Origin of the sequence: Paenibacillus sp. MAHUQ-63, assembly GCF_028765165.1 — a bacterium.
Lineage (GTDB): Bacteria > Bacillota > Bacilli > Paenibacillales > NBRC-103111 > Paenibacillus_E.
This window is the reverse complement of record NZ_JARADB010000002.1, coordinates 581145-607895: the sequence shown is the minus strand read 5'-3', so window position 1 is coordinate 607895 and position 26751 is coordinate 581145. Positions and strand designations below refer to the sequence as shown.

The following is a 26751-nucleotide window of genomic DNA, read 5'->3' as shown; positions in this document are numbered from 1 at the left end:
TTCACTTCATCTATTCTACCTAACATCTCGAGACAATCCCATACATGTTTAGTGGCAAATCTTTGAATATTTTGTGTCGGAATTGTGAATGAGCCTTCGTAAAAACATCCCCCTTAACGGAGGATATTAGTCTTACTATTGCCCACTCCGGCGTAAATTACACACCGCTCAATCGTTCCCGAATTTGAAAACCTCCGGCGGATATTCCCGGTTTGTCTCTCCGCAACGGCTGGAGCGCCTGGTCTTTGGCTTGCAGCTCTTTGATGTCGCGGGTGATCCGGTAGGCACAGTCTGCACACAGCTTCCCCTGCCGGATTGATTTCGAACAGGAGGCGCAGGGATAATTCAAATTCGGATAATCCGAAAGGAGCAGCTTGCCCTCTTTCATCCACGCCAGCATCATCTCGCGGCTTACGCCTGTGGCGGCCATTAACTCTGCATTCGTGGAACGATGATTTCTGTGCAAGTAATCATGACAGCTCTGCAGCAGTCCGTCTACGCTGCGGCTGCAGTCCGAGCATTGATTTCGCAAATTTTTCTGAAACACTTTACCGCAGCGCGGACAGTTAGCGACCATTAATTGTTGGACTGACATGCTCGATCACACCCCAGAAGAGGTATCTCACGATTGGATACCTTCGAATATAGTTCTTATTAACTATATTCTAGCATGACTTCGCATTGATGAATAGGTCTAAAGAATCCCGTTTTACATTAAATTTCAATTAAAACCGGGACTCCATTACCCCAACTGAACTTCACGTACGAATGCTTTGACCAGCGCGATAAATTTCGGCTTCGTCCGGTTCGCCACGGCAACCACCTGCTCATGTGTGAGCGGCTCCAGCTCTTCGCCGATCGCCATATCGGTAATACAGGAAATACCGAGCACTTTCAGTCCGGCGTGGCGCGCGGCGATCACTTCGCCTACGGTGGACATGCCGATGGCATCTCCGCCGACACGGGCAAGCATCGTCAGCTCGGCAGGCGTGCAGTACGTCGGACCTGTAATGCCGGCATAAACGCCCTCTTGCAGCTTCAGCGCCACACCGTCTTCGCCTTTGACGGATTCGGCCAGCTTATGCGCCAGCGCACGGTATTCACGGTTATACGCCTCAGACATATCCGGGAACCGAACGCCCAGCTCGCTGTGGTTCGGACCGATCAGCGGGTTGTCGCCGGTCATATTCAGATGATCGCTGATGACCATGAGATCGCCAGCTTGGAAGCTGCGGTTCATACCGCCCGCCGCGTTCGTCATCACGACCGTTTGCACGCCGATAGCCTTCATGACATAAACGGGGAATACAACCTTTTTCATATCGTAGCCTTCATAATAGTGGAAACGTCCCTGCATCACGATCACTTGCTTGCCTTCGAGCGTACCTGCCACGAAGCGGCCTTCGTGCCCTTCCACCGTAGAAATCGGGAAATGCGGCACCTCGCTGTAATCGATCGCAACCGGGTTCTCCACCTGATTCGCCATATCGCCAAGGCCGGAGCCCAGAACGAGGCCGATCACCGGCGCAGCGCTTCCTAACCGGGACTTGATGAAGGCAGCCGCCTCATTAATTTTCTGTATGTAAGTCAATTCCATGTTGATCTCCTCTTCTATATTAAATAGCCGCGATAATGCCGAGCACCAGCTTCAGGAATTTCGGCTTCACTTTCTCCGTCGTCTCCATCACTTCCGCATGGGACAGCGGCTGATCCAGAATCCCGGACGCCATATTGGAGATGCAGGAGAAACCTAACACTTCAATCCCGGCGTGACGGGCAACGATAACTTCAGGCACTGTGGACATACCGACCGCATCGCCGCCGAGAGTACGGAACATACGAATTTCAGCCGGCGTTTCGTAATTGGGCCCCAGCAGACCGACATAGACGCCTTCTTGCAGTTTGAAATCCTGGGAAGCCGCAACCTCGTGCGCCAATTTGCGCAGCCGCTTGCTGTAAGCTTCCGACATATCCGGGAAGCGTACGCCCAGCGCCGAATCGTTCGGTCCGATCAGCGGATTGCGGTACGTCAGATTCAAGTGATCGCTGATCACCATCAGATCGCCGACTTGATAGTTCTCGTTAATGCCGCCCGCCGCATTCGTGACGATCAGCGTTTCTACGCCTAACTGCTTCATGACGCGCACAGGAAAGGAAACCGTCTCAGCCCCGTATCCTTCGTAAGCGTGGAACCGGCCTTTCATGACCAGCACTTGCTTGCCTTGTATCGTACCTACGACGAGCTCCCCCGCGTGACCTTCCACGGTTGATACCGGGAAATGGGGAATGCGCGAATAATCTACGACGATCGGCTGCTCAATGAGATCGGCGAGCACTCCGAGACCCGAACCCAGTATGAGTCCGATTTGAGGTTGAATGTTCGTTTCTTTGGCAATAAAATCAGCTGCCTCTTGAATCTTTTGAATGATGGACGCTTCTGACATAGGTGTATTCCTCCCAAGCATTATTTTAGAAGATGCAGAAAGCTCTCGCCCTGTCCCGTCTGCTTCACGCCGAAATTCTCGGCAATGGTTGCGCCAAGATCGGCGAACGTGCTGCGGATGCCCAGCGAAACCGGTGCAGTGAAGCTCGGGCTGTACAGCAGAATCGGCACATACTCGCGTGTATGGTCCGTGCCCGGATGAATCGGATCGTTGCCGTGATCCGCCGTCAGGATCAACAGATCGTTCGGTCCCAGCTTCTCCTTAAGCTGCGGCACATAGCTGTCGAACTCCTGCAGCGCACGGCCATAGCCTTCCGGATCCCTGCGGTGTCCGTACAAGGAGTCGAAATCCACCAGATTCGTGAACGCCAGCCCTTTGAACGGCGTACCCAGCGTCTCAATCGTCTTCAAGATGCCGTCGAGGTTGCTCTTGGTGGATGTCGTCTTCGTCACGCCTTCCCCGTCGAAGATATCGTTGATCTTCCCGATCGCGATCACATCGTAGCCGGCCTCCTGCAGATGATTCATCACCGTCGGCTCAGGCGGCTTCACCGCATAATCGTGGCGATTCGGCGTCCGCTTGAAAGCGCCCGGCTCGCCGACATACGGTCTTGCAATAACCCGGCCGACGGCATACGGTCCTTGCGTCAACCGTCTGGCAATCTCACACGCCCGGTACAGCTCCTCCAGCGGAATGACATCCTCGTGCGCGGCGAGCTGGAATACACTGTCCGCGGACGTATAGACGATCCATGCGCCCGTCTTCATCTGTTCTTCGCCAAGCTCGTCCAGAATCTCCGTACCTGAAGCGGGCTTGTTGCCGATGACCTTGCGGCCTGTTTCCTGTTCGAATTGCGTGATAAGCTCGGCCGGAAATCCTTCCGGGAATACGTTAAACGGTGTGGATATCCGAAGTCCCATTAACTCCCAATGCCCGGTCATCGTATCTTTGCCGACCGACACTTCGGCCATCTTGCCGTAGTATGCTTCCGGCGCATCCGCAGCCGGGATGCCCTTGATCTCTGCAATGCTGCCCAAGCCCATACGCTGCAAGTTCGGCAGCGAGAATCCGCTGACCCGCTCTGCGATATGGCCAAGCGTATGGCTGCCTGTATCGCCAAATTGATTGGCATCCGGTAACTCGCCGATGCCGACGCTATCCAAAACGATTAAACCAATTCGTTCAAATCGCACGCTTGTCCCTCCAAATGTATACACAATTTGTTCCACCCTTCATTATCGCATTTCCATTGTATGAATGCAAAACAGCAGCCTCTCTTTACGGAGAATGCCGCTGTTTCGACTTACATATTCGCTCTGGGATGAGCGCGATTGTAAACTTCCTTCATTTTGAGCTTCGTGACCTGCACGTATAATTGAGTGGACGAAATATCGGCATGCCCCAGCATTTCCTGAACGGACCGCAAATCCGCACCATTCTCAATCAAATGAGCCGCGAATGAATGCCTCAGCGCATGCGGCGTGATGTCTCCGGCAATGTTCAGCTCGCTGGCGTACCGCTTCAAAATTTTCCAAAAGCCTTGCCGCGTCATCCGTGTGCCGAGATGTCCGATAAACAAAGCTTCTTCGTCCGCCGTTTTCTTCAACAGCTTCTTGCGGTCCTTCTGAATATAAGCCGTCAGGCAGCGGATCGCGATGGAACTCAGCGGAATGTTGCGTTCTTTATCCCCTTTGCCAATGCAACGAATAAAGCCGAGCTGCAAATGAACGTCGCTCACATTCAGCGATATCAGCTCGGACACGCGAATGCCGGTAGCATAGAGCAGCTCCAGCATCGCTTTGTCGCGAACGCCGCTGACTTGCTCCGGCTGGGGGGCATCCAGCAGCTTCCCCACCTCTTCCACGGAAAGCACCTTCGGCAGCTTCTTCTCCAATTTGGGAGCCTCCACATAGACGGAAGGGTCTGTGTCCAGCAGCCGTTCTTTGACCATATACTGAAAAAAGGCGCGAATGGAAACTAAATGACGCGAAATGGTTGCCGATGCACGGCCAAGCCCCTTGAGCTGGGCCATGAAGCCGGCGATATGCGTCTTGCCGGCTTCTCTCCAGGCCATAATACCATGCTGTCCCAAATACTCCATAAACTGCTGCAGATCCCTTTCATAAGATTCCAGCGTATTCTTAGAAAGTCCCCGATGGGCGGATAGAAATCGAATGAAGGATTGCAGGTCAACCATCATCATGCCTAGTAAACTCCTTCGTTATCATGCCATATCTTGATATGGATAGCATTCAACGGTAGGCTGACAATCTCCTCTATTATTCGCCATACCAATAAAATAATCGCAGCCTGTCGCTCATTGGACCGGATTCCGGAGCCGTAGCATGCTCATGCTGGCCGAAAACCTTGACGGAATTTCCCGTCGGCGTGCGGTACCGGTTCACAGGTTCGATCCAGCTGGAAAGCACGAGCATGACTTGATAAATGACGACGGTCAGCGCCATGAACATCAGGATAAAGCGCAGTCTCACAAGCAGCTTACGGTACGAAAAGATTATAGGCCATCCCCCATTTCTATCCATTGTTTAGGACAGGATATGAGGAACAGGCCCCGATTATGACAATTCGGACAACTTCACATACGGCAGTCCCAGCGCTTCGGCGACGGCCGGATGCGTCACGCTGCCTTTGTACGTATTGACGCCGAGCTGCAGCGCATAATTGGCCGTTACGGCCTCGATCAATCCTTTGTTCGCCAGCTCCAAGGCATACGGGAGCGTAACATTGGTCAGCGCCAGCGTGGACGTTCGCGGAACGGCGCCAGGCATGTTGGCGACTGCATAGTGCACGACGCCATGCTTCTCATACGTCGGGTCGCTGTGTGTCGTCACGCGGTCGATCGTTTCGATCGAGCCCCCTTGATCCACAGCGACATCGACGATGACGGCGCCGGGCTTCATCGCTTGGACCATCGCTTCCGTCACCAGCCGCGGAGCTCTCGCCCCAGGAATGAGAACGGCGCCAATGAGGAGATCCGCCTTCTGCACGGCACTGGCGATGTTGAAGGGATTCGACATCAACGTATTCAGCCGGCCTCCGAATATATCGTCCAAAGCCCGCATCCGGTCCGCGCTCCGCTCGATAATGACGACGCTCGCGCCAAGGCCGAGCGCCATCTTCGCCGCGTTCGTGCCGACGATGCCTCCGCCTAGAATGACCACGTTCGCCGGCGGTACGCCCGGTACGCCGCCCAGCAGGATACCGCGCCCGCCGTAGAATTTCTCCAAGAAATGGGCGCCGATCTGAACCGACATGCGGCCGGCCACCTCGCTCATCGGCGTCAAAAGCGGCAGCGACCCGTTAGGGAGCTGGATCGTTTCATAGGCGACTGCCGTCACCTTCTTGCTGAGCAGATGGTCAGCCAAATCCCCAGCAGCCGCCAAATGCAAATACGTGAAGAGCAGCTGATCTTCGCGGAAATATCCGTACTCGGCGGGAAGCGGCTCCTTCACCTTCATAATCATATCGCTGCGTGCCCACACCTCAGCTGCATCAGGGACGATAAGCGCGCCCTCACGCGCGTAATCGTCATCGCCGAAGCCGCTTCCGGCGCCGGCACCCGCTTCAACCAGCACCTGATGCCCGGCAAGCAGAAGCATGCTCGCTCCGCCCGGCGTTAGAGCGACGCGGTTTTCATTATTTTTGATTTCCTTCGGGACGCCGATTACAACTTTAGCAGTCATTCGCGTCAACCCTCTTTCTAATCAGCATTAATCATAATGTTCCCAAGCTTCCAGTCCGAATATGTGAAAAAACACATGATCAATTCTGATACCAGTATATGTCAGCAACAACAAAATGCCTGTACGCACGCGAGGTGCATACAGGCATTTTCTGTGTATGAACAGTATCTATTCCGATGCTGTTATTTTGGATTTGTCCAATGAGTCCGGTTTTCCCCGCTCGTTGCAGCGATAGCAAATACCTTGAAAATCAAGCCGATGATCCAGCACTTGGAAATGAAAATCTTTGTCCAGTCTTTCTTCCAAAGGACCGAGCCAATCTTCCATAATTTCGTCCACAGTCCCGCACTGGACACAAATTAAATGGTGATGATGATGACGCGTGCTGTCGTCCCGCAAATCGTAACGCGCGACCCCGTCGCCAAAATTCATTTTCTCCAGGACATGCAGCTCGCTGAGCAGCTCTAAGGTACGGTACACGGTTGCCAGACCGATCTCCGGAGCTTTATCTTTGACGAGCATGAAGACATCCTCGGCGCTAAGATGATCTTGTTCATTTTCTAAAAGTACACGCACAGTCGCTTCCCGTTGGGGGGTAAGCTTGTACCCTTGGGATTGCAGCTGCTGCTTAATTTTCTCAATCCTTGCTTCCATATGCCTCCCCCTCAGAAAGGTGGGCATCCAAGCCCAATTTTAGCCACTCTTTTCATTATAGGGGGAGCTTGCGGACAAAGTCAAACAGAAAACCTGCTATACAACTCAACCATAGAGCGGAGCCAGCATCGGCGTGACCCATTTCATCATCAGTTGGGACATATAACCCTCCCACAGCGCGGCTCCGAGCATCAGCATGCCCATTAACAGCGTGAGCGACGTGTACCGCATGAAGGGTTGGTACATATTGCCGTTACGGCTCATGAAGCGATTCTTGATCATATAGATGGAGAACGACATCGCTGCCACCGAGCAGAACAGAATGGCCGGAATGACGATCAAATTTTGCGGAGCGACGGAAACGAGCGCGAACAGCATCCCTTTCCAGGACATTTGGCCGACCAGATAACCGACCGTGAAGCCGATCAGCACACCTTTCAGGAAATCGAGCACGAGAATGAGCGGCAGACCGATGACCGACAGTCCGAACAGCCAGATAAGCAGAATCCACTTCATATGCATGCCGAAGGATTGAACGAACGATTGTCTGCTGTCAAACTCCGCACCATCGTTGATCTCTTGAAAGAAGCTGCCCAAGTGTCGCGTCATTTCTTGCTTTTGTTCCAAAGAAAGAGCGTTCACCATCACGGCGCCGAACACAACGCCAATGATGAAAAGCACGGAGACGAATATAAATAGCGGCAAATTGTCCTTCATATATTGTTTCATCGACTGGTTCCTATTCACTCTCGCAGCTCCTTCCTGTGTACAACCTCTACAAAGATAAGCTTATGAGCGAAAATAGGAATCTATGAACGATTTTTCACTTTGCCGTATTTGCCGCCGCCTCCAACTTCCAGCGATAGCGTGCCTTCTCGCGCCTGGGTAAGATAGCCTGCTATCTCTTCACCGACGACTTGCTCCAGCTCCTCCAGCGTCGCGCGGTGCAGCACATCCATCTCCGTCCCGAACCGCTGCAGCAGCTGATTGAGCTTCTTGGGGCCAAGACCCGGAATGAATTCCATGGGCACTTGAAAATGGTAAGGCGGCCGGTAAGGCGGCAAATACGGCTCTTCCCGGTCGGCCAATGACAGAATCCGGTCCATCACGCCTCTGACGATTTTGTTGCTGCCGCAATCTCCGCAGCGCTCTACGGTGCCGTTCTGCTCGTCCAGCACGGCTTCACAGAGGGAGCAATACGTGCGGTGATACTTGCCGAGACGGGGATTCAATCCGTAGTTCGCAGCGACCCCCCGGCCTTCCTGACGCAAGAGCGCCTTGACAAGCTCCTCGTAAGTAGGGGCCTCGAGCAGCATTTTATTGTATTCGCGTCCTATCTTGCCCAATGAGTGGGCGTCGGAGTTCGTGACGAATGTGAAAGGATCAAGCTCCGAAATGCATCCCGCCATCTCGGAATCCGAGCTCAAGCCCAGCTCTACGGCAGCGACGCCTTGCAGATCGAGCAAATGTTCCATCCGGGTCGTGGCGCTGCCATAAACGCTCTTGTGAGGTGTAAAGATATGCGCCGGAATGAGAATCCCGCCTCTGCCGAGCACCTCCTCCTGAAGCACCCGCGCAGGCACGTAAATGCGCTGTGAGCTTAGCTCCACATTTTTCATATGCCGCTTCATCCACTGTGTAAAGTCCTGCATCGTAGTGAGATCAGGCAGGTATGCGAGCAAATGCGCCGCCCCCATGCCCGGATCCCGCACCTCGATTTCGCTCCCCAGCATTATCGTCGTATCCCGGTAGCGGATCCCGCCGCCTTCCTGCTCCGTCATCTCCCCGCTGTCAAGATACGTCTTAATATCGTCCTGCACCGCAGGAGACTGGCAGTCGATAATGCCGATGATCTCCATTCCTTTGCGGACAGCCGCTTCATGGGCAATATTGAAAAACGTCAAATTATTGGCTGCGGAAATTTTCACAGCCTTCCCCTTGTCGGTACGCCCGATATGAATATGCAGATCTACATAATAAGCATTCATTAGATTTGCCCCGTTAACCGGTACAACTGCCACGCGTATACGGCCATGATCGTCTTGGCGTCGCTGATGCGCCCGTCTCTTATATACTGCTGAGCTTGCTCCAGCGTAATCGCTTCGCATTCCAGGAACTCATCTTCATCGGGATTCGCGCTGCCTTTCACCAAATCCTCGGCGATATACATATGAATGATTTCATCGGCAAAACCGGGAGACGTATAGAACGAGCTGACCAGCTTGATATTGTCCGTCCGGTAGCCGGTCTCCTCCTCCAGCTCGCGGAGGGCCGCCTTCAGCGGCTCCTCGCCTGCATCCAGCTTGCCGGCAGGAATTTCGACCTGGCTCTTCTCGAGCGGCTTGCGGTATTGTTCCACGACGATCATCGTATCCCCCAGCAGCGGAATAACGGCTACCGCCCCCGGATGCTTGACGATTTCTCTTGTAGCCGTTTCGCCATTCGGCAGTTTGACCGTGTCCACTTGCAGGGAGATGATTCGTCCCTTGAAGATGGGTTGAGTTTCAATCGTGATTTCTTCAAATTTTTTATATGCTGTCATACGCGTGTTTTCATCCTTTCAAAATGGGGAATAACTTGTCCTACTTTCGCATATCGATCATTATATCAAATTTTGATTGGGAAAGAGGAATGAGACGATGAAAAGCTATGTCACCGAACGACAAATCCGCCTTGTAGGCAAGGCTTGGGAAATCAAACGCCAGCTTCAGCTCATGCTGCAGCAGGGCGGACACACCACTACCCTGATGGACTATGCAGCCGGAGCGCATAATCAACAGCCGCGCAAATCCCTTGGAAATACGCCGGGTCCTCAAATAATCCCCTTCCCATCGAGGTGATGGGCTGGGGATAATCGCTCAATGCACCGGCTATCTCCGAGCCTGCAGCCGCAGGCATCATCTTGACGAGATGACGCTCCAGTTGTTGCGCTTGCCGGCCGATCACGTCAGCCTGCTCCCCTTCTAGCAGCGGCAGAGGCACTGCGGCAGGACAAGCAGCGGCGAGCTGCAGCGCAGTCAGCGTATGGTGCGAGAGTCCGACATGACGGGAACGCCGGTCGGCAAAGGAAAGACGCGGAATAACAATCGGAATTCCCCCGAGCGCATGCACGGCATTCACGAGTTCCCCGATTTCGATTCCGGAATAACCGTAGCGCGTCCCTGTACCGACGATGCCGGGACCCATCGTGACGAGCGCGAGATCGGCATGGACGACGTGTTTCGCGCTAATTAAGGCACTGAATTTGTTAACCGCTTCCAGTTTTCCCCCGTACGCTTGGCCGTATGTAATCGTGCTCGCCAGCCAGCCCATACGTTCCAGCAGCGCCACATGTGTGCTCCAAGCCAGAGGCAGTGCGCCTCCGTCCGTCATCACATAAGCCGTACGCGCCGCTTGGCGATTGTCCTGCCGCTCGCGGTACCGCAGCCAGCACATCGCCACAGGCAGCATGCTGTGCAGTTCCCCCAGCAGGACGGGCATGCTCTCCAGGCTCACCTCTTTTTGAAAAATCGCATGATACGGGCTGCACGCCTCTTCGACAGCGAGCACACTCCGCTGGAACGGGGTGTATTTGAGTTTCACGATATGTCCGCGAGCAGGCAACGCGCTATCCGCAGGCAGCTGTTCCGCGTTATTCATGACCGACATCACGAGATGATAGCCCCCCGAACCTAAACCCAGCTCCTCGGCCGTCACATTTAACTCGACCGTGTCACCGACACGCAGCAAAGGTGAACCTTCCGTATAATGAACCGCCTGCTGCTCCACGCCGCTGCGCTGCATGAGGACACTTACGATCTGCAGTCCCTCTCTCTCCGTTACAATGTCCGTAACGATTCCCTTCTCCCGCATGAGCATGGTCTGTATCCCCCGTTAATTGCAATCTCATACGAAGCCTATGACAAGCGGCCGCATTACATGCAAAAAAACCGACCAGTCCGCTGCAGTGCGCAGCATAGACCAATCGGTTCATCTCGTTATACCTTTGCAGATTCCTTCACAAGCGCTACGACCAGCTCCGCCGTTTTGACCATATCACTGATGGCGATATGCTCTTTGGTCGTGTGAATCTCATGGTAGCCGACAGCCAAATTCACCGTCGGAATGCCCATGCCGTTAAAAATGTTCGCATCGCTGCCGCCGCCGGAATGGAACGTCCGTGCCGTCAAACCGAGCGTTGACATCGCGCGGGCCGTCAACTGGACGATCGGTGCGGAATCGTCGTGCATGAAGGACGCGTAAGCGATCTCGGCTTTAAATTCGCACGTTGTGCCGGCTTCCGCCGCCGCCGCTTCACAAGCCTCTTTCATCGCGGCAATTTGCGCTTCCAGCTTATGCTGTACGATGCTGCGGGCTTCCGCATTCATGACGACGCGATCGCATACGACGTTCAGCGGGCCCGTACCGGCGAAGCTGCCGATGTTCGCAGTCGTTTCGCTGTCAATGCGGCCGAGCGACATGCGCGCAACGGCTTTGGAAGCGACCTGGATGGCAGAGATGCCATCTTCCGGGTTGACGCCGGCATGCGCCGATTTCCCGACGAAAATGATTTCAATTTCCGCGCGGCCCGGTGCAGCCACAGCAATGTCGCCGATGGCACCGTTGGAATCAAGGGCGAAGCCGAACTTCGCTTCCATCAGCTCGCGATTCATCGCACGCGCACCCTTCAAACCGTTCTCTTCGCCTGCCGTGATCACGAACTGAATGCGGCCGTGCGGAATATGTTGCTCCTTCAGCACGCGAATGCCTTCGAGCATCGCGGCAATCCCCGCTTTGTCGTCGCTGCCTAGAATCGTCGTGCCGTCACTGCGGATATAACCGTCTTCGCCGATTTGCGGCTTAATGCCTTGGCCCGGTGCTACCGTATCCATGTGGGATGTAAAAAAAATCGTCGGAATCGCGGCATTGCTGTCCGTCGCTTCCAGCGTGCAGATCAAATTGCCCGCTCCGTGGCCGCTTCTTTCCTTCGAATCATCCTCGAAAACCGATAAGCCCAAGGAGCCGAATTTGTCCTTCAAGACGGCGCAAATTTGCTGCTCATTGCGAGTTTCGCTATCTACCTTCACAAGCGAGATGAATTCTTCCACTAAACGGTTCTGCTGAATCATGTACTTTCCTCCGATGCTCACTATGGGTTACAATAAAACAGTACAAGCTTTCACGATAAGGAGTGACTTCACATGCTGCAAAATAGACGTTGGTTCAAAGTCGTCATTTACGTTATGCTGATCACCATGCTGCTTTCAAGCGTATTGTTTACAGCCGGGTTATTTTTTGATTCGTAAATTAATAAATTTTTGTATCCGCGTTGTAGCTTTCCAAGTTTTCTTTGACCCTCTGCAGGAATCTGCCGCAGATGACGCCGTCGAGAATCCGGTGATCAAGCGACAGGCACAGGTTCACCATGGAACGTACAGCAATCATATCTTGAATAACGACAGGCTTCTTCACAATCGATTCGAAGGTCACAATGGCTGCTTGCGGGTAGTTAATGATCGGATAAGACAGAATCGAACCGAAGGAGCCTGTATTATTTACCGTGAAGGTGCCGCCGACCATATCGTTCAAAGATAGTTTCCCGGCGCGCGTCTTCTTCGTCAGTTCGTCGATTTCTCTTGCCAGGCCGGCGATATTTTTCTGATCCGCTTTCTTGATAACCGGTGTCAGCACCGAATCTTCCGTACCTACGGACAACGAAATGTTGATATCGCGCTTCACGATAATTTTGTCGACAGCCCAGACGGAGTTGATGATCGGGTAATCCTTGATCGCGTTGACGACAGCTTTCAGCATGAACGCCAAGTACGTCAAGTTAATGCCTTCGCGGCGCATGAACTCGTCTTTCACTTTATTCCGCAGCACGACGAGATTCGTGACGTCGACTTCAATCATTGTCCAAGCGTGCGGAATTTCCGTCACGCTTTGGCGCATTTTCGACGCAATGGCGTTACGGATTGGCGTCACGTCAATGAAATGCTCGTTGCGTGCATCCATCGAGTAACCCTCCGCTTCGATCAGCGGTGTCTGCGGGTTGGCCGACAGATGAATGCCGGAGCTGCGAACCGGCAGATTAGCCGGCTGAACGTCAGCGATGGGAGCGGACCCGGCTTGCATAGCAGCCGGCTGCCTTTGTTCAGCTGCCGGTACAGCTGGTGCTGCCGGAGCCGGAGCAGCTTGCGTCGGCGCAGACGTTCTGCCGCCGCCCGCGATGTACTGCTCAACGTCCTTGCGCGTAATTCTTCCGCCAAGTCCGGTGCCGGCGACGCGCGTCAAGTCGACCTGATTCTCCTGGGCAAGCCGTTGGACGGCAGGCGAATAGCGTCCGCGCATGCTCTGATCCACGCTCTCCGCCGCAGCACCTTCCGCATAGCTCTCGGCTTCAACCGCTTGATGCGTGGAAGCGCCGGCGCTGCCCGCCGACTCCTCGATCAAGCAAATCGCTTCACCGACAGCTGCCGTTTCCCCGTCGCCGACAATGATTTTCACCAATCTGCCTTCAATGGGGGAAGGCATCTCCGTATTTACTTTCTCTGTGAAGAGTTCACACAACACATCGTATTGTTCAATATAATCGCCCGGCTTCTTAAGCCATTTGCCGACTGTAGCCGAGACGAGACTCTCCGCCAAATGCGGAACTGTCACTTCGGTTAACCGACCGTTCGCTTGATTCATGGGTAGTATACCTCCTAAGTTCAGGAAATGATCAATGGCATGAAATTAGACCAAAGGAATGATGGACTGTTAAAACATAGCAAGCTGGCGCATAGCTTCCTTCAGCTTGTCGCTATTGAGCAGGAAGAACTTCTCCATCGGAGGGTTACTGCCCACGGCCGGTGCGTCCGGTCCGCATAATCGGGCGATTGGCGCATCCAGTTCGAACAGCAGTTCTTCCGCGATGATGGCGGACACTTCAGCGCCGACGCCGCCCGTTTTGTTATCTTCATGGGCGATAAGCACTTTGCCCGTTTTCTTCGCCGCTTCGAGAATCGCTTCTTTGTCCAGCGGCTGCAGGGAACGCAGATCGAGCACGTGAGCCGAAATGCCTTCCTTCGCTAGCTCTTCAGCGGCTTGCAGCGCGAAGTTGACGACCATGCCGTAGGCGATGACCGTAATGTCCGTGCCTTGACGCTTCACATCGGCTTTGCCGATCGGCACGATGTAATCCTCTTCCGGGACATCCGCGGACAGCGCAAGATAAGCCTTCTTGTGCTCGAAGAACAGCACGGGATCCGCATCGCGGATGGCCGCTTTGAGCAGCCCCTTCGCATCGTAAGGATTGGAAGGCGCCACGATTTTGAGACCCGGCGTGCCGAAGAACACCGATTCCGGACACTGGGAATGGTACAAGGCGCCTGCGCCGGTCGCCCCATAAGGTGCGCGGATGACGATCGGGCAGCTCCAGTCGTTATTGGAACGATAGCGGATCTTGGCCGCTTCGCTTAAGATTTGGTTCGTTGCCGGGAAGATGAAATCGGCGAACTGAATTTCGGCGACCGGCTTCATGCCGTACATCGCCGCGCCGATCGCGACGCCGACAATCGCGGACTCCGCGAGCGGCGTATCCAATACGCGATCCTCTCCGAAGAGATCGCGGAGGCCCTTGGTGGTGTTCAAGACGCCACCTTTGCCGACATCCTCGCCGAGGACGAAGACGTTGTCATCGCCTTGCATTTCTTCCTGCATCGCAGAGCGGATGGCTTCCAAATAAGTAATGACTGCCATAATTATTGGTCAACTCCTTCTGCGTATACGTGACGAAGCGTATCTTCCGGCTTCGGATATGGCGCCGCATCCGCATATTTGGTAGCTTCATTAATCTCTTGCTTCAGTTCATCCAGCAGTTGAGCGTCCTGCTCCTCGCTCCACAAGCCGCATTCCATCAAATATTCTTTGAACTTCACAATACCGTCCTTCTGACGGTTCTCTTCCACTTCCTCGCGCGTCCGGTACAGCATGTCGTCATCGGAAGTGGAGTGCGGCATGAGACGATAGGACATCATCTCGATCAGCGTCGGCCCCTCGCCGCGAAGTGCTCTGTCTCTGGCTTCCTTCGTCACCCGGTACATCTCAAGCGCATCGCTGCCGTCGACTTGAATGCCTGGGAAGCCGTAGCCCAATGCGCGGTCCGAAATTTTGCCGGCAACCTGCTTGTGCAGCGGAACGGAAATGGCGTATTGATTGTTCTCACAAACGAAAATGACAGGTAATTTATGTACGCCCGCGAAGTTGCAGCCCTCATGGAAATCCCCCTGATTGCTGGAGCCTTCGCCGAAGGACACATACGTCACGATGTCCTGTTTCTTCATCTTGGCGGCCAGCGCAATTCCCGCCGCATGCGGCACTTGCGTCGTAACAGGTGAAGACCCTGTGACGATATGATTCTTCTTATCGCCGAAGTGGCCGGCCATCTGTCTGCCGCCGCTGTTAACGTCCTCCGCTTTGCAGAAAACGGCGAGCATCAGATCCTTCACGGTCATGCCGACCGCAAGAACGAACGCATAGTCGCGGTAATAAGGCAGAAAATAATCCTTCTTCGGTTCCATGGCGAAAGCCATGCCGACCTGACCGGCATATTGGCCCATCCCGGAAACGTGAAACGGAATTTTGCCCGCACGCTGCAGCATGAAAGCCCGTTCATCATATTTCGCTGCAAGACACATGATTCTATACATACGAATGACAACTTCGTCGGATAACCCTAAAGTTCTGTGCTTATAAAGCTGACCAATGGACATGGAGGTTGCCTCCTTCAAAATAGTTTTAAGTTCGCAAGTTTTATTACCTGGTCCTAATACTTGACTCTATAAGCTTATTATAAACGCAAATGGTTATGAATACAATTTTTTATCCGCTGATCGCAATTCCGTCGACGGCCAGCATCGCTTCTCCTAGGGCCTCGGACAGCGTCGGATGCGGGTGAATCGTTTGTCCGACTTCCCAAGGCGTGGCATTCAGCATTTGCGCAAGCGCCGCTTCCGTAATCGAATTCGTCACATGCGGCCCAATCATATGAACACCGAGAATGTCGTTCGTTTCACGATCCGCAATCACTTTCACGAAACCGTCGGTGTCCCCGTATACCAGCGCTTTCCCGATCGCCTTGAAGCTGAATTTGCCGACCTTGACTTGACGGCCGAGCTCGGCCGCCTGCTGCTCCGTGTAGCCTACGCTGGCGATTTCCGGACGCGTATACGTACATTTCGCCACGAGATGCGGCTTAAGCTCATGCGGCGTCAAACCGGCGATATGTTCCGCAGCCGCAATTCCCTCATGCCCGGCCATATGCGCCAGCATCAACCCGCCGATCACATCGCCTACGGCATAGATATGAGACTCCGTCGTCTGCATGTGGGAATTCACGCGAATGACGCCCTTTTCCACTTTCACGTCGGTATTCTCAAGCCCGATCCCCTCGACATTGGCGAGGCGGCCAACGGAAACCAACACTTTGGCCGCCTGCAGCGTAACGATTTCCCCCTGCTTGTCCGCTTGCAAAGTAACGGATCCGTCCGCTGCCTTCACAGACTCGGGAATCACTTTCGCGCCGGTCACCAGGTTAATGCCCCGCTTCTTGAACAAGCGCTCGAGCTCCTTCGAAATATCGCCGTCCTCCATACTCACCAACCGCTTGTCGAGCTCGACGATCGTCACCTCCACGCCGAAATCGCGCAGCATAGAAGCCCACTCCACACCGATCACGCCGCCCCCGACAATGATAACCGATTTGGGCAGTTCCTCCATCCGGAGCGCATCTTCGCTAGTCATAATATGGGTGCCGTCAATTTCAAGCCCCGGCAAGGTGCGCGGTCTCGAGCCGGTTGCAATAATCAGATTGGCGGACAGCAGCATCTCGATCTCGCCGTCTTCCTTCTCGACCGAAACCGCTCCGCTGCGCGGCGAGAAAATCGAAGGACCGATAATGCGGCCGTTGCCGTAATGAACGGTAATTTTATTTTTCTTCATCAGGAACTGCAGCCCTTGATGCAGTTGATCGACGATGCGCTGTTTGCGGGCTAACACGCTGTCGAACTTGAGCTCGAGCGAGCCTGCCACGATCCCGTAGTCTTCGCTTTTCTTCATCGTTGCATATACTTCTGCGCTGCGCAGCAGCGATTTGCTCGGAATGCACCCTTGATGCAAGCAGGTGCCGCCCAGCTTATCCCGTTCAACGACAGCGACTGTTTTCCCCAACTGTGCAGCCCGGATCGCAGCCGTGTATCCGCCGATGCCCCCGCCTAAGACTACGACATCATATCTATGTTCACTCATTATGTAATTCCTCCCTATGAACTCTAAGTAACCTTATATGTAACGTTAGTCTCTACTATATTACCCTTTTTTGGATGGGAAATCATAGTCCTATTTGTGAATTAGACAGGTTTGCCGTTTCCGGTTATGATGATAGAAAAGATCTGAGATTGATAATGTTAGGAGCAGTTAAGCAGCTATGAAAGCACCTTTTTACCGATTTATCGCTATTCTTCTACTCGTCATTCCCGGTTTGACGGCAACCTACGGTTTTCTCGCCATGAAAGACGCTTTTTTCGCACAATTCGATCCCGACGGTCACATGCTCTGGGGCAAATTCATGCTCGGACTAATTCTCTTTCTATTAGGCGTCGCGTTCATTGGCGGCTGGACGTTCTTCCGTGACCGCAAGCGGAATTATCTCGCGCCCCGTTTTAAAGCCAAACGGCGCAAATAGACCGGACCTGTTGTTCAAGTCCGGCCTAGACGATCCAGCCAATGTAAGAAGCGGTTCCGCTCGATGAGCAAGGTGAGGGAACTCACCTCGGCTTGCCGATGCACATAGCCGAGTACCGCCGTAATGAACAGCTGAAGCCCCCATGGGAGGCACATCAGAACGGCATATCCGAGGGTGAAACCGAGCAGGTTCGCTCCGGCATCGCCGAGCATGCCTCTTCCCCGAACATCCGTCCCATACAAGAAGGCGGCTCCGAGCACGATCGGCCCAAGCGGCTGCAGGCCGTCAACGGGCAGATGGCGAGCAATCGCGAAGCCGAGCAGTCCGACCGCCGCGATGCCGGCGAAGAACACCTTCAAAGAACGGCCGGGGCGCACGTCCAGCAAATTCAGAGCATTCGTCATGAGCATCACCATGACGATCTGTCCCCCCACCCATAAGTGCGGGGTTTGTTTGTTATGGACGGAAATGACGAGCCAAGCTGCAGCCGACGCGATGCCAAGGGCCTTGACTGCGCCCATCGAAACCGTTTTCGATTCCTTCCAATACCGGAAATGTCCTCTCAGCCCTTTGACCTCTTTATGGCCTATGAGATCGTCTGTCCAGCCCAACAGGAACACCAGCGTAGCCGCGAAAGCGAACACGTGCCGGTTGGCCTCCAGCTCCCGGCCGGCTGCGAACGACGTCAGCTGGATAGTCAACTGATGCAGCCACAGAAGCAGCCACAAGAACACCCCTAGCCCGCGCGGGACCGTATGGCCGGTATAATTGCTCTCTACCTGGCCATGCCCTTGCAAGAACCGCACGACGTGCGGCAGCAGCCACCTGCCCGCTGCCGCCAATATGATCAGATCGAGGAGCGATCCGACGATACCCATACCGGCTTCCGCTCCTTCCAGCGGGAGAGCAGCGTCAAGCCGACCGCGGCGAACTGCTTGCCGCGGTGCATGAAACCGTGCCAGTTCCGCCCCGTTTCCCGGTGCGTGACCGGCACGTCCAGCTCCACGATGCGCAGGCCGTGCCGCACCGCATCGATCGTCATCGCGACTTCCACGCCGAAGCCGCGGCGAAGCTCGCCTAGCTCCCGCAGCCGTTCCGCGCGCACCGCGCGCTGTCCGGACAAGGGAGCTTCGGTCTCATAGCCGCTGAGCAGGCGAATGCCGCGGCGGGCCAAGCCCTTCACCAAGCCGAAGCCTCCCTTGGTGCGGGATGGCGGCAGCTTCGCTATCGCCATATCCGCCTCGCGCCGCAGCAGCGGCTCGATGAGCGCAAGAGCTTCCCCCGCCGTCGACTGCAGGTCGGCGTCCAGGAAGAGCAGCAGCTCGCCTCCCGCCGCGCCGGCGCCGGATTGCATCGCCGCGCCTTTGCCGCTGCGCCGCTCGTGGCGGATCAGCTTATCCACCCACGGCCAAGCAATGTCATATGTACTGTCGCTGCTGCCATCGTCCACGACGACGATTTCAAACGTCACGCGCCGGTTCGTCAAGCGGGACGACTGCTCCTGGAGATCGCGCAGCGTCGTCTCGATCGTCTTCGCCTCATTCCACGCAGGGATGATGATGGATACATAAGGTCTCATCCTTCACCTCCAAGCTTCCATACGACGTGGGCAGCCCGCTTCAAGATCCAATGCAGCTGGAGCAGCCCCAAGCCGATGAAGAAGAGTGAGAGCAGCATCGTGACAAGCGCCTCTTTGGTCCATCTGCGCGGCTTATACAGAATGCCGATGCTTTTGATATCCACCAGCCGCGCTCCGAGCTTCATCCGAACGAGCAATGTGCTTCCCATGCCGGCTCTTCCTTTCTCCAGGAAATCGATCATATGCGTACGCGCCCCGACTGTGACCAGCACTTCCCCCTGTTTCTCGTAAGCTAACAGAAGCGCCGCGTCCTCGCTCGTTCCGAAGCAGGGCAGAATGTGCGCCGTCAGCCCCAAAGCATTCGTCCGCTGCAAGCCGGGCGCCGTTCCATCCGGATAGGCGTGCACCACCAGCTCGGCGCCGCAGGCGAGAGCCCGGTCCGTCACGCTGTCCATATCCCCGATAATGAGATCCGGGCGGTAGCCGCAGTCCAGAAGCGCGTCGGCGCCGCCATCCACCCCGATCAGAATGGGGCTCATTTCCGTAATATAGGCTTTCGCCGCCTGCAAGTCTTTCTTGTAACCTTTCCCCCTCGACACAATCAGCACATGCCTGCCCTCGAGATTCGTCTCCAGGCATAGGTGCGGCAGCGGTTTCATGACGGCGTCCTTCTCGCGCATCGCATAGTTAAGCGTATTCGCAATAAATTGCTCCATCAGCTTGGCCGCCTGTTCATTGGCAAGCTGCTGTAAGCCGATCCACTTCTCACGCGTAAATGCGCTGCACGGGATGACACGACCCTCAACGAGAATACGATCCTCATAGATCTCGATTTCCGCTTCCGGCGTAAAAGCTTCGAACGCTTCACCGTCCGCTTCCCACACCGGAATATGCTGCTGCAGCAGCATGAGGGGACCGTGTGTGGGGAAGGCGCCGCTCATCGTTTCTTGACAGTTGACGACCGCTTTCACTTTCTGATCGATCAGCTCTTGGGCAATCACTTCATCGAGATCACGATGCCGGAGAACGACGATCCGGCCGGGCGGCAAATCGCGGAGCAATACTTTGGTCACCTCGCCCCTGCTAATCTTTCCCTTGCAGAGCGGCAACGCTTTGGAAGAAAACAATGACAGCGACGACCAGTTCAAAATAGGACACCGACTTTCCTTTCGACTATGGATGGATTTATTTTGTCCGCACGGATGGGAATGTATGTATATTTTGCAGCGCATATGGCAAGCATTGAGGTTATATTCTTACGGAAAGGAGGAGAACACATCCATGGAGCTAAACATGAGTGCAGAGGAAGTGCTTGGCCATATTGTGCAGCTTCACAACACCGGAGAATCGCTAGCTAAGAAACATGTGAAGAAGGAGCATCCGGATTTAATGAAAAATGCGTTGTACTACTACCCTAGTTGGGAACACGCGCTGCAGAAGACCGGTGTGGGCACTATTGTTCACTAAACATACATAACGCGATAACATGACAAAGCTCCGGGGAGATTCTCCTCGGAGCTCTTTTTTCATCGGCCGCTAATCGTCCAACACTTCCCATTCCACCTGAATCATGCGGTCAACCCAAGTACGAATCTTCACTTCGATGGCGCTCTCGATCTCTTCCTCGGTCATTTCACCCAGCTTATGCTCGGCAATTTCCAGCACATCCTGCTTCACGGGCTTGCCCTCTACAGCTAATTGAACGCTTATGCGCATACGTCTCCCCCTTTTATGAATCGTACAAAATGCTTATGAAAAGAACTTTCCATTGCGGTCAGCCGCCAATTATCTATACAATAGAGAACATGAGCAATGAGTCCATCCAATAGAAATGGGGAATATCCTATGTCCAGAACGCAAGCACAGAAAGTCCGGCAGCGCCAAGTCCGCGAAGGCAAGGCGGATCCGGCCGCTTTCCGTATGACTTGGAACGGTATGAATCCGGTAACCAAGAAGACGCCGACCCGCCATGAACGGGCCTCCAAACAACTGCATAAACATCACGCAAGGAATTGGAACCAGCACCATGGGGACGATTCCTTTTTGCATTATGGCCCGCTTGTCCCGTCTGCGATGGGAATCCCCTGCTCCGCCGCATAGCGAATCAGCGCTTCCTTCTCCTCCGGCTTGAAGCTGTATTTGCAATCAAAGCCGTTGAAATAGAGCATCCACGACGTTACCGTACCGTCGGCACCTGCTGAAAGTTCTGCGACATACAACGAGTCGGGCTCATCTTCGAATTGCAGTCCGATGTGCAGCTGCATGCCGTTTTCCGTCATTTCCTGCTCACAATAATCAAAGATCACTGCCGCTTAGCCTCCTATTGAATAAAATGTTATTTATTTATATAATATACTAACGCGCCCAGACTAATAAAGATACGGGCATGCTAGTAGGAGGAATTGCATATGGCTTATGATCCGCAAGTAGTAGATGCAACAATCGTTAGTGACAATAAAAAAAATGGACTTTTCGAAGTCGTCGTCTCATTGAAGGACCGGAACAAATGCCGCCTTTTCTTTGAAAGAGACTCCGAAACAGGCATCGGCAAAGTGACGGACCTGAACCGTTTGATGAAAGAACCTTGCCCGATCTGCCGCAAAGATTACCTTTGCAACTGTCTAGACCGCTACAAAGATTATATTGCAGATCAAGCTCTGACTCTCATAAAATAGCCCGCAAAAAGGTTGGCCAGGAAACTATTCCTGACCAACCTTTTTTGATTGCCGGTACTGCGCGCAAGCTCGAATCCATCTGTGTACCAGACCGGCATTGGATGCAAAATGCAAATGCGCATAGCCTGCCGTCAGGCTTCCGCCTGCATAGCCTTCCGGTTTGGTGCCTAACCGCCCTTTGCATTGAAATGCGGGGGCCGGCTCCATTCCCTCCGCTGCTGCATAGGTCGAGTAATGGAATTCGTGGCCGCGCGCTTTGTCTTCCGGCGGAAGCAGGAAATTGCCGGCTGTCCCCGTTATTTCCCGGTAACCTAACGCGGTCAACTGCTTCTGCATGATCACCTTGCCCGGTATCAAGCCCACCATATCGAAGGCGTTTCCTGCCGTATCTACAATTTGCTCCGTCAAGTACATGAATCCGCCGCATTCGGCGAGCGTCGGCATGCCTTCCGCAATCCGCTTGCGAAACGAAGCTTTCACCTTCGCATCCTTCCCCAGCCGGCCGGCGAATTCCTCCGGAAACCCGCCGCCGATATATAAACCGTCTGCTTCGGCCGGCACTTCCTCTCCCTGCAGCGGCGAGAAGAATAGGAGCTTGGCGCCGGCAGCTTCCAGCATCTCCAGATTATCGGGATAGTAGAAATGGAAAGCGGCATCCTTGGCCACGGCAAGGTTCACCCGGGCCGCATCGTTCACCTCAGGGACGTTCGTGGATAAGCCGGCAAGGCCGTTGACGGGCTTCGCCGCTGCCGCTTCAAACAGCCGCTCCAAATCGAGGTGCGCTTCAACCTCTTCGGCGAGACGGTCAAAGAAAGGCTGCAAATCGCCTTTCTCGACCGAAGGCACGAGACCCAAATGCCGTTCCGGCAGCTCGATGTGCTCGTTCCGCGGCAAATAACCGAGAACCGGAATCCCGCATTCCTGCTCGATCGCTTGCTTGACCAACTCGTAATGCCCGCTGCTGCCGGCACGGTTGGCGAGCACCCCGACAATATTGTCGCCTTGGCCAAACTGCTGAAAGCCTTTCACGATCGCCGCGGCGCTCCTGGCCATACTGGCAATATTCACGACAAGCACGACCGGGGACTCCAATATCCGGCCGATATCCGCCGTACTGCCGTCGTCGGTAAGCGGGTCTTTGCCGTCATACATCCCCATAACGCCTTCAATGACGGAGATGTCCGCTCCGCGGCTCCCGCGCGCATAGGCGGCTAGCACGCCCTCCCGGCCGGTCATCCAAGAATCCAGATTGCGGGACGGTCTGCCCGTCACGGCCGTATGATAGGTCGGATCGATATAATCGGGTCCGCATTTAAACCCTTGAACCGCTAAACCGCGCTTCCGCCAAGCAGCCATGATGCCGATCGCGAGCGTCGTTTTGCCGACTCCGCTGCCTGTGCCGGCGATAACGATTCTTCGCTCCATGATTTCAGTCCCCTCCTTTATCTAGCGGCCTGCCATGCACTTATTCATAGATGGCGCGGTAAAGTCCTTCCAGCAAGCTTGTGTATGAGCTAGTCTCATATGTAATTTCCGCAAAAGAAACATGAATTACTTTATTACTGGTCTTGACGATGAAAAAGCTGTCTTCCGTCTGATCCGGATCAATATATGTATAACATTCTAGTTGGCCGCTTCCTGTTTGTTGCCGCAAAAACTCGGTCGCCTCCGCGCTTGCATTAGCATATTTAGGCATATTATCCTTCCTTTCGCCGATTGACTTGCTCACATGTATTATAGCGCAATCCCGATATAGAACTGAAGACCCGGCCGAAGCCGAGTCTTCAGAGGTGCATATTCATTTCAAAGGAGCTTTCTTCCTCTTCAAGGCCAAATAACCGCCTAACAAGGATATCGGCACAATGGCGAAGAAGCCGACTAATTCGTACCATAACGGAATGCCGTCATTGGTTAACATCGAGTCGAACCCGATCGCTGCCCCGATGACGCCAATGCAGGCTGCATTGAAATATTCAGCGCGCTTGGCAACCTTTGCCGCGACGAATCCGCCAAGGAATGACCAGAATAAGCCTATTAGAAGTAACAGAAGCAAGAGTGCAGCATTCGAATAAACCGCATTGACATCCTGTTCATTCACCGGACCGCTGCCGAAATAAAGGGTGCCGATGATCGCGCTGGTGAATAAGGTTCCCAAATTGTCAACGGCCACGCCCAACAGTACGCCCAGGAAATGAAATTTTCTTTCACTTTTTTGTTCAACCATAAATTATTCTTCTCTCCTGATTACTTGTCTGCCAACCTACCCATCATACCATGCGGCAGACCCAGTATCCAGTTCTCATGCGCTGCCATGGTTATTTCCACCAGGCCGCTGTCGGAAATTGCCCGCCGTGCACACGGACCGTTTGGCCAATTAACGGGGTTGCCACAGCCAGCTGCTTGGCATGTGCTGCCTGCGTTGCCCGCTCTACGGGATCGAACCAATCGTGCAGTGCCAAAGTGAAGGCGGCCCAATGGATCGGAATCAACAGCTTTCCTCTCACGTCCTGATGGGCCTGAACCGTTTGCTCCGGCATCATATGAATATCCGGCCAGCGCTCGTCGTATTGGCCGCATTCCATCAGCGTTACATCGAACGGCCCGTATTTATCGCCAATCGCTCGGAAATGCGGCGAATACCCGCTGTCTCCGCTGAAAAACACGCTCGAACGGTTCCCTTTGATGACCCATGAGCACCACAGCGTAGCGCCGCGGTCCGTCATGCTTCTTCCTGAGAAATGAATGGCAGGCGTGCATGCGATTGATAATCCTTCATAGGTAAGCTCATCCCACCAATCGTATTCGGCGATTGACTCCGGGGGAATCCCCCATCTCATCAAATGGCCGCCGACGCCTAATGGTACAAGAAACTTCTTCACCTTATGCTTGATTCTCATAATGGAGCCATAATCCAAGTGATCGTAGTGGTCATGGGATAACAGCACCGCGTCAATAACGGGCAGCTGCACGATATCAAACGGCAATCCACCGCTGTACCGCCCCTTGCCGAACCAGGGGAAGGGGGAAGCGGCTCTGCCGAACATCGGATCCAGCAGCAGCGACTTACCGTCGATCGTCAATAAGGAAGCCGAGTGCCCGAACCATGTCACTTGCGTTTCGGTATCCTTCCCGAACGATGGCGTATCCATCCGCAGCGGCGACGACGGCCGCCGGTTCGGGGTGTTTTTCATAAATTCCCGCAAAATGCCCATTCCGGTTGAGAAGCTCATATTCATCATCGTCGGAACCGGATTATGAAATTTCCCTTGCTTAAATTGGGGGGAACGGGCGAATGCCTGCATCTTCTTCGTTGAAGGTCTTCTGCCGAAAACCGGATACATATACATAAACAAAACAACCACAACAACGACAGCCGCAACAATCGAGAACAACGTAACCAAATTTCTTAGCCTCCAAGCTTATACCCTACGCGATTAGGATGTTTGATTAGATGTATAACGTATGGTTTCGGAGTTTGGTTCCAAATATTTTTCCGCACGCGGGACATGAGCACAATCAGTCAGCTCGCCCAAACATTCCTCGAAACTAGGTCATAAGCTATTTCGAAACACAAACCAAATCTCAGTTGGAGGTTGATTCGAATGAGTTGTGGAACTGGTGTAGGTTATACTTCTTCAGCAGCTATCTTGGTACTTTTCATCTTGCTGGTTATCATCACTAGTGCATTTGTTTGGTAATTTCGACTTCACAGAAGGGCTACCTATCCAGGATAGGTAGTCTTTCTGGCATTCCACACTTACTCATATTTCATTCACATTCTCCTCGAGTGTGATTAATTCATATAAATCTTTAACATCACAGCCCAACGTGTCGGCGATGGAGATGGCCGATTTCAACGGCATGATGCGCTTGTTTTCCGCAAAGTCGCTGAGCTTCTGGGGCTTGTAGTGCAGCGCATGTGCCAGCTCCCCTACGGATATTCCCGATTGCTGCAATCGCTCGCTAAGCAAGCAGCGGCCTAGATCGTATTTCATCCTTCATGTCCCCGCTTTCGAAGTCTCTATCTCTAATGTGCCCAAAGTGGACGCAGACATTAAAATAAAAAGCCGCATTCCCATTGGCGGAGTTGCCAATAAAGATGCGGCTTGTTTATACAATCTCAATTCAAAGATTCTAACCGTCTCAAGAAACCTTATGCTCGATTCTGAGCTTATCCGCCACCATGGCGATAAATTCCGAGTTCGTCGGCTTGGATTTGGAAATATTGATCGTGTAACCGAAAATAAAGGAGATGCTGTCGATGTTGCCGCGCGTCCAAGCGACTTCAATCGCATGCCGGATAGCGCGTTCGACGCGGCTTGGCGTCGTTTTGTACTTTTCGGCAATAGCCGGGTACAGCGTCTTCGTAATTGCGCCCAAAATTTCGATGTTGTTGTAAACCATCGTAATCGCTTCGCGCAAATATTGATATCCTTTGATATGGGCCGGAACGCCGATTTCATGGATGATGCTCGTAATATTCGCATCCAGGTTCTTGCCTTTGGGCATATGCACGACATTGGCTCTAGGCACGGATGCCGTCGATGTCGTCGATGCCGGCGCATTGCTGCCGACAAGCTGGCGAATCCGGTTCGTCAAAGTTTCCATATCGAAAGGCTTAAGTATGTAGTAAGAGGCTCCAAGCTGTACAGCCTTCTGTGTTATGTTTTCTTGACCGAATGCTGTCAGCATAATAATTTTCGGTTGGCCGGGCAGGTTCATTTCGCGCATTTTCTCAAGCACGCCAAGACCATCCAGATGAGGCATAATAATATCTAAAATGAGTACATCGGGTAATTCGCGTTGTTGTTCCAAAAATCGGAGAACCTCATTACCGTTGTACGCAACACCGACAATTTCCATATCCTCTTGTTCACCAATGAACTCGGATAATAAATGGGTAAATTCACGATTGTCGTCAGCTAGTAATACTTGAATTTTTTGCAACGTCAAATCCTCCTTTAGCTACTAAACAGGTTTGTATATTCTC

General features: G+C 53.6%; 34 protein-coding genes and 1 pseudogene. 7 read left to right on the top strand and 28 right to left on the bottom strand.

From position 1 onward, the window contains the following. Positions 1-157: 157 nt before the first annotated feature. The 11 genes from PUT07_RS10965 to PUT07_RS10915 form a co-directional block, all read right to left on the bottom strand. Entirely contained in the window at positions 158-595 is a 438-nt protein-coding gene (locus tag PUT07_RS10965) for a flagellar protein (RefSeq protein ID WP_274468007.1), read from the bottom strand. Positions 596-742: 147 nt separating this feature from the next. Continuing rightward, positions 743-1597 (bottom strand): purine-nucleoside phosphorylase, encoded by an 855-nt coding sequence (locus PUT07_RS10960; RefSeq protein WP_274468005.1) that lies wholly within the window; start codon positions 1595-1597, stop codon positions 743-745. Positions 1598-1616: 19 nt separating this feature from the next. Further along, positions 1617-2444, bottom strand: a complete 828-nt coding sequence (locus tag PUT07_RS10955; protein ID WP_274468004.1) for a purine-nucleoside phosphorylase — start codon at positions 2442-2444, stop codon at positions 1617-1619. A 20-nt stretch (positions 2445-2464) separates the two neighbouring features. After that, positions 2465-3637: a phosphopentomutase gene (gene deoB, locus PUT07_RS10950; RefSeq protein ID WP_274468002.1), complete on the bottom strand. Its 1173-nt coding sequence runs from the start codon at positions 3635-3637 to the stop codon at positions 2465-2467. 110 nt (positions 3638-3747) lie between these two features. Further along, the gene (xerD, locus tag PUT07_RS10945; RefSeq protein WP_274469288.1) at positions 3748-4644 is read right to left on the bottom strand and encodes a site-specific tyrosine recombinase XerD; all 897 of its coding nucleotides are present in this window, start codon (positions 4642-4644) and stop codon (positions 3748-3750) included. Between the two features lie 79 nt (positions 4645-4723). Then, positions 4724-4936, bottom strand: coding sequence for a DUF4227 family protein (locus tag PUT07_RS10940; protein WP_274468001.1), 213 nt, complete (start codon positions 4934-4936; stop codon positions 4724-4726). Between the two features lie 84 nt (positions 4937-5020). Then, positions 5021-6148, bottom strand: coding sequence for an alanine dehydrogenase (gene ald, locus PUT07_RS10935; protein ID WP_274468000.1), 1128 nt, complete (start codon positions 6146-6148; stop codon positions 5021-5023). Between the two features lie 168 nt (positions 6149-6316). Then, positions 6317-6802, bottom strand: coding sequence for a ferric iron uptake transcriptional regulator (gene fur, locus PUT07_RS10930; RefSeq protein ID WP_274467999.1), 486 nt, complete (start codon positions 6800-6802; stop codon positions 6317-6319). A gap of 105 nt (positions 6803-6907) precedes the next feature. Beyond that, complete coding sequence (gene spoIIM, locus PUT07_RS10925) at positions 6908-7549, bottom strand: stage II sporulation protein M (RefSeq protein ID WP_274467997.1); 642 nt, start codon at positions 7547-7549, stop codon at positions 6908-6910. A gap of 62 nt (positions 7550-7611) precedes the next feature. After that, positions 7612-8790, bottom strand: coding sequence for an endonuclease Q family protein (locus PUT07_RS10920; RefSeq protein ID WP_274467996.1), 1179 nt, complete (start codon positions 8788-8790; stop codon positions 7612-7614). After that, positions 8790-9344, bottom strand: a complete 555-nt coding sequence (locus PUT07_RS10915) for an NUDIX hydrolase (protein ID WP_274467995.1) — start codon at positions 9342-9344, stop codon at positions 8790-8792. The genes PUT07_RS10920 and PUT07_RS10915 overlap by 1 nt, the downstream gene beginning before the upstream one ends. A 97-nt stretch (positions 9345-9441) precedes the next feature. Between PUT07_RS10915 and mciZ the strand changes: the two are divergent. Further along, positions 9442-9507 (top strand): annotated as a pseudogene (gene mciZ / locus PUT07_RS35605) (Z-ring formation inhibitor MciZ); the annotation flags it as partial. A gap of 34 nt (positions 9508-9541) precedes the next feature. Here the strand turns inward: mciZ and PUT07_RS10910 are convergent. Then, positions 9542-10660 carry a DUF3866 family protein gene (locus PUT07_RS10910; RefSeq protein ID WP_274467994.1) on the bottom strand — a complete coding sequence of 373 codons (1119 nt, stop codon included), beginning with the start codon at positions 10658-10660 and terminating at the stop codon, positions 9542-9544. A gap of 119 nt (positions 10661-10779) precedes the next feature. Beyond that, the gene (locus PUT07_RS10905; RefSeq protein ID WP_274467992.1) at positions 10780-11910 is read right to left on the bottom strand and encodes a M20/M25/M40 family metallo-hydrolase; all 1131 of its coding nucleotides are present in this window, start codon (positions 11908-11910) and stop codon (positions 10780-10782) included. A 72-nt stretch (positions 11911-11982) separates the two neighbouring features. Between PUT07_RS10905 and prli42 the strand changes: the two genes are divergently transcribed. After that, positions 11983-12087, top strand: a complete 105-nt coding sequence (prli42, locus tag PUT07_RS10900) for a stressosome-associated protein Prli42 (protein WP_274467990.1) — start codon at positions 11983-11985, stop codon at positions 12085-12087. A gap of 1 nt (position 12088) precedes the next feature. Here the strand turns inward: prli42 and PUT07_RS10895 are convergent, their stop codons facing one another. From PUT07_RS10895 to lpdA, 4 genes are all read right to left on the bottom strand, one after another. Then, a complete protein-coding gene (locus tag PUT07_RS10895; RefSeq protein WP_274467989.1) occupies positions 12089-13474 on the bottom strand; it encodes a dihydrolipoamide acetyltransferase family protein in 1386 nt (461 codons plus the stop codon). 69 nt (positions 13475-13543) lie between these two features. Next, positions 13544-14524, bottom strand: a complete 981-nt coding sequence (locus PUT07_RS10890) for an alpha-ketoacid dehydrogenase subunit beta (RefSeq protein WP_274467987.1) — start codon at positions 14522-14524, stop codon at positions 13544-13546. 2 nt (positions 14525-14526) lie between these two features. Then, complete coding sequence (locus PUT07_RS10885) at positions 14527-15537, bottom strand: thiamine pyrophosphate-dependent dehydrogenase E1 component subunit alpha (protein ID WP_274467986.1); 1011 nt, start codon at positions 15535-15537, stop codon at positions 14527-14529. Positions 15538-15646: 109 nt separating this feature from the next. Then, positions 15647-17071 carry a dihydrolipoyl dehydrogenase gene (lpdA, locus tag PUT07_RS10880; RefSeq protein ID WP_274467985.1) on the bottom strand — a complete coding sequence of 475 codons (1425 nt, stop codon included), beginning with the start codon at positions 17069-17071 and terminating at the stop codon, positions 15647-15649. A gap of 178 nt (positions 17072-17249) precedes the next feature. Between lpdA and PUT07_RS10875 the strand changes: the two genes are divergently transcribed. Next, complete coding sequence (locus tag PUT07_RS10875; protein ID WP_274467984.1) at positions 17250-17507, top strand: DUF2627 domain-containing protein; 258 nt, start codon at positions 17250-17252, stop codon at positions 17505-17507. Between the two features lie 14 nt (positions 17508-17521). Here PUT07_RS10875 and PUT07_RS10870 read toward each other — a convergent pair whose 3' ends face one another. From PUT07_RS10870 to steA, 3 genes are read right to left on the bottom strand one after another with little or no spacing between them, the layout of a single operon-like run. Further along, entirely contained in the window at positions 17522-18385 is an 864-nt protein-coding gene (locus tag PUT07_RS10870) for a hypothetical protein (RefSeq protein WP_274467983.1), read from the bottom strand. Further along, on the bottom strand, positions 18355-19086 hold the full coding sequence (locus PUT07_RS10865; RefSeq protein WP_274467981.1) for a glycosyltransferase family 2 protein: 732 nt from the start codon (positions 19084-19086) through the stop codon (positions 18355-18357). The genes PUT07_RS10870 and PUT07_RS10865 overlap by 31 nt, the downstream gene beginning before the upstream one ends. After that, positions 19083-20318, bottom strand: a complete 1236-nt coding sequence (steA, locus tag PUT07_RS10860; RefSeq protein WP_274467980.1) for a putative cytokinetic ring protein SteA — start codon at positions 20316-20318, stop codon at positions 19083-19085. Before steA ends, PUT07_RS10865 begins: the two co-directional genes overlap by 4 nt. A gap of 49 nt (positions 20319-20367) precedes the next feature. Here steA and PUT07_RS10855 point away from each other — a divergent pair, with 49 nt between their 5' ends. Beyond that, positions 20368-20553 (top strand): hypothetical protein, encoded by a 186-nt coding sequence (locus PUT07_RS10855; RefSeq protein ID WP_274467979.1) that lies wholly within the window; start codon positions 20368-20370, stop codon positions 20551-20553. Between the two features lie 69 nt (positions 20554-20622). Here PUT07_RS10855 and PUT07_RS10850 read toward each other — a convergent pair whose 3' ends face one another. Then, a complete protein-coding gene (locus tag PUT07_RS10850) occupies positions 20623-20802 on the bottom strand; it encodes a hypothetical protein (RefSeq protein WP_274467978.1) in 180 nt (59 codons plus the stop codon). Positions 20803-20931: 129 nt separating this feature from the next. Here PUT07_RS10850 and PUT07_RS10845 point away from each other — a divergent pair, with 129 nt between their 5' ends. Then, positions 20932-21186 (top strand): hypothetical protein, encoded by a 255-nt coding sequence (locus tag PUT07_RS10845; RefSeq protein WP_274467977.1) that lies wholly within the window; start codon positions 20932-20934, stop codon positions 21184-21186. On the opposite strand, the gene PUT07_RS10840 is transcribed toward PUT07_RS10845, so the two are convergent. After that, on the bottom strand, positions 21135-21392 hold the full coding sequence (locus PUT07_RS10840) for a hypothetical protein (protein WP_274467976.1): 258 nt from the start codon (positions 21390-21392) through the stop codon (positions 21135-21137). The two genes, PUT07_RS10845 and PUT07_RS10840, sit on opposite strands and share 52 nt — an antisense overlap. A gap of 102 nt (positions 21393-21494) precedes the next feature. Between PUT07_RS10840 and PUT07_RS10835 the strand changes: the two genes are divergently transcribed. Then, positions 21495-21761 (top strand): hypothetical protein, encoded by a 267-nt coding sequence (locus PUT07_RS10835; protein ID WP_274467974.1) that lies wholly within the window; start codon positions 21495-21497, stop codon positions 21759-21761. Between the two features lie 24 nt (positions 21762-21785). Here the strand turns inward: PUT07_RS10835 and PUT07_RS10830 are convergent, their stop codons facing one another. The 4 genes from PUT07_RS10830 to PUT07_RS10815 all read right to left on the bottom strand — a co-directional run bounded on the left by PUT07_RS10830 (position 21786) and on the right by PUT07_RS10815 (position 25162). Beyond that, complete coding sequence (locus tag PUT07_RS10830) at positions 21786-23186, bottom strand: cobyrinate a,c-diamide synthase (RefSeq protein ID WP_274467973.1); 1401 nt, start codon at positions 23184-23186, stop codon at positions 21786-21788. Between the two features lie 40 nt (positions 23187-23226). Beyond that, on the bottom strand, positions 23227-23457 hold the full coding sequence (locus PUT07_RS10825) for a hypothetical protein (protein ID WP_274467971.1): 231 nt from the start codon (positions 23455-23457) through the stop codon (positions 23227-23229). 102 nt (positions 23458-23559) lie between these two features. Further along, on the bottom strand, positions 23560-23985 hold the full coding sequence (locus PUT07_RS10820) for a hypothetical protein (RefSeq protein WP_274467970.1): 426 nt from the start codon (positions 23983-23985) through the stop codon (positions 23560-23562). Between the two features lie 91 nt (positions 23986-24076). Continuing rightward, positions 24077-25162 (bottom strand): MBL fold metallo-hydrolase, encoded by a 1086-nt coding sequence (locus PUT07_RS10815; RefSeq protein ID WP_274467969.1) that lies wholly within the window; start codon positions 25160-25162, stop codon positions 24077-24079. 201 nt (positions 25163-25363) lie between these two features. Between PUT07_RS10815 and PUT07_RS10810 the strand changes: the two genes are divergently transcribed. Beyond that, complete coding sequence (locus PUT07_RS10810) at positions 25364-25459, top strand: YjcZ family sporulation protein (protein WP_082615175.1); 96 nt, start codon at positions 25364-25366, stop codon at positions 25457-25459. 63 nt (positions 25460-25522) lie between these two features. On the opposite strand, the gene PUT07_RS10805 is transcribed toward PUT07_RS10810, so the two are convergent. Both PUT07_RS10805 and spo0A read right to left on the bottom strand, forming a co-directional pair. Next, entirely contained in the window at positions 25523-25756 is a 234-nt protein-coding gene (locus PUT07_RS10805; RefSeq protein WP_274467967.1) for a helix-turn-helix domain-containing protein, read from the bottom strand. A 148-nt stretch (positions 25757-25904) separates the two neighbouring features. Further along, positions 25905-26708, bottom strand: a complete 804-nt coding sequence (spo0A, locus tag PUT07_RS10800) for a sporulation transcription factor Spo0A (RefSeq protein ID WP_274467965.1) — start codon at positions 26706-26708, stop codon at positions 25905-25907. Between the last annotated feature and the right edge of the window lie 43 nt (positions 26709-26751).

What these genes read in the sequence shown, in the direction of transcription:
- PUT07_RS10905 (WP_274467992.1), bottom strand. Translation starts at nt 11,910, where the DNA reads ATGATTCAGCAGAACCGTTTAGTGGAAGAATTCATCTCGCTTGTGAAG.
- PUT07_RS10915 (WP_274467995.1), bottom strand. Translation starts at nt 9,344, where the DNA reads ATGACAGCATATAAAAAATTTGAAGAAATCACGATTGAAACTCAACCC.
- PUT07_RS10855 (WP_274467979.1), top strand. Translation starts at nt 20,368, where the DNA reads ATGGAGCTAAACATGAGTGCAGAGGAAGTGCTTGGCCATATTGTGCAG.
- PUT07_RS10845 (WP_274467977.1), top strand. Translation starts at nt 20,932, where the DNA reads ATGTCCAGAACGCAAGCACAGAAAGTCCGGCAGCGCCAAGTCCGCGAA.
- PUT07_RS10825 (WP_274467971.1), bottom strand. Translation starts at nt 23,457, where the DNA reads ATGCCTAAATATGCTAATGCAAGCGCGGAGGCGACCGAGTTTTTGCGG.
- PUT07_RS10955 (WP_274468004.1), bottom strand. Translation starts at nt 2,444, where the DNA reads ATGTCAGAAGCGTCCATCATTCAAAAGATTCAAGAGGCAGCTGATTTT.
- PUT07_RS10960 (WP_274468005.1), bottom strand. Translation starts at nt 1,597, where the DNA reads ATGGAATTGACTTACATACAGAAAATTAATGAGGCGGCTGCCTTCATC.
- PUT07_RS10850 (WP_274467978.1), bottom strand. Translation starts at nt 20,802, where the DNA reads ATGCGCATAAGCGTTCAATTAGCTGTAGAGGGCAAGCCCGTGAAGCAG.
- PUT07_RS10830 (WP_274467973.1), bottom strand. Translation starts at nt 23,186, where the DNA reads ATGGAGCGAAGAATCGTTATCGCCGGCACAGGCAGCGGAGTCGGCAAA.
- PUT07_RS10810 (WP_082615175.1), top strand. Translation starts at nt 25,364, where the DNA reads ATGAGTTGTGGAACTGGTGTAGGTTATACTTCTTCAGCAGCTATCTTG.
- PUT07_RS10805 (WP_274467967.1), bottom strand. Translation starts at nt 25,756, where the DNA reads ATGAAATACGATCTAGGCCGCTGCTTGCTTAGCGAGCGATTGCAGCAA.
- PUT07_RS10920 (WP_274467996.1), bottom strand. Translation starts at nt 8,790, where the DNA reads ATGAATGCTTATTATGTAGATCTGCATATTCATATCGGGCGTACCGAC.
- ald (WP_274468000.1), bottom strand. Translation starts at nt 6,148, where the DNA reads ATGACTGCTAAAGTTGTAATCGGCGTCCCGAAGGAAATCAAAAATAAT.
- PUT07_RS10870 (WP_274467983.1), bottom strand. Translation starts at nt 18,385, where the DNA reads ATGGGTATCGTCGGATCGCTCCTCGATCTGATCATATTGGCGGCAGCG.
- PUT07_RS10875 (WP_274467984.1), top strand. Translation starts at nt 17,250, where the DNA reads ATGAAAGCACCTTTTTACCGATTTATCGCTATTCTTCTACTCGTCATT.
- steA (WP_274467980.1), bottom strand. Translation starts at nt 20,318, where the DNA reads ATGCGCTGCAAAATATACATACATTCCCATCCGTGCGGACAAAATAAA.
- PUT07_RS10895 (WP_274467989.1), bottom strand. Translation starts at nt 13,474, where the DNA reads ATGAATCAAGCGAACGGTCGGTTAACCGAAGTGACAGTTCCGCATTTG.
- PUT07_RS10865 (WP_274467981.1), bottom strand. Translation starts at nt 19,086, where the DNA reads ATGAGACCTTATGTATCCATCATCATCCCTGCGTGGAATGAGGCGAAG.
- PUT07_RS10890 (WP_274467987.1), bottom strand. Translation starts at nt 14,524, where the DNA reads ATGGCAGTCATTACTTATTTGGAAGCCATCCGCTCTGCGATGCAGGAA.
- PUT07_RS10820 (WP_274467970.1), bottom strand. Translation starts at nt 23,985, where the DNA reads ATGGTTGAACAAAAAAGTGAAAGAAAATTTCATTTCCTGGGCGTACTG.
- PUT07_RS10965 (WP_274468007.1), bottom strand. Translation starts at nt 595, where the DNA reads ATGTCAGTCCAACAATTAATGGTCGCTAACTGTCCGCGCTGCGGTAAA.
- PUT07_RS10910 (WP_274467994.1), bottom strand. Translation starts at nt 10,660, where the DNA reads ATGCTCATGCGGGAGAAGGGAATCGTTACGGACATTGTAACGGAGAGA.
- fur (WP_274467999.1), bottom strand. Translation starts at nt 6,802, where the DNA reads ATGGAAGCAAGGATTGAGAAAATTAAGCAGCAGCTGCAATCCCAAGGG.
- PUT07_RS10835 (WP_274467974.1), top strand. Translation starts at nt 21,495, where the DNA reads ATGGCTTATGATCCGCAAGTAGTAGATGCAACAATCGTTAGTGACAAT.
- prli42 (WP_274467990.1), top strand. Translation starts at nt 11,983, where the DNA reads ATGCTGCAAAATAGACGTTGGTTCAAAGTCGTCATTTACGTTATGCTG.
- lpdA (WP_274467985.1), bottom strand. Translation starts at nt 17,071, where the DNA reads ATGAGTGAACATAGATATGATGTCGTAGTCTTAGGCGGGGGCATCGGC.
- xerD (WP_274469288.1), bottom strand. Translation starts at nt 4,644, where the DNA reads ATGATGGTTGACCTGCAATCCTTCATTCGATTTCTATCCGCCCATCGG.
- PUT07_RS10885 (WP_274467986.1), bottom strand. Translation starts at nt 15,537, where the DNA reads ATGTCCATTGGTCAGCTTTATAAGCACAGAACTTTAGGGTTATCCGAC.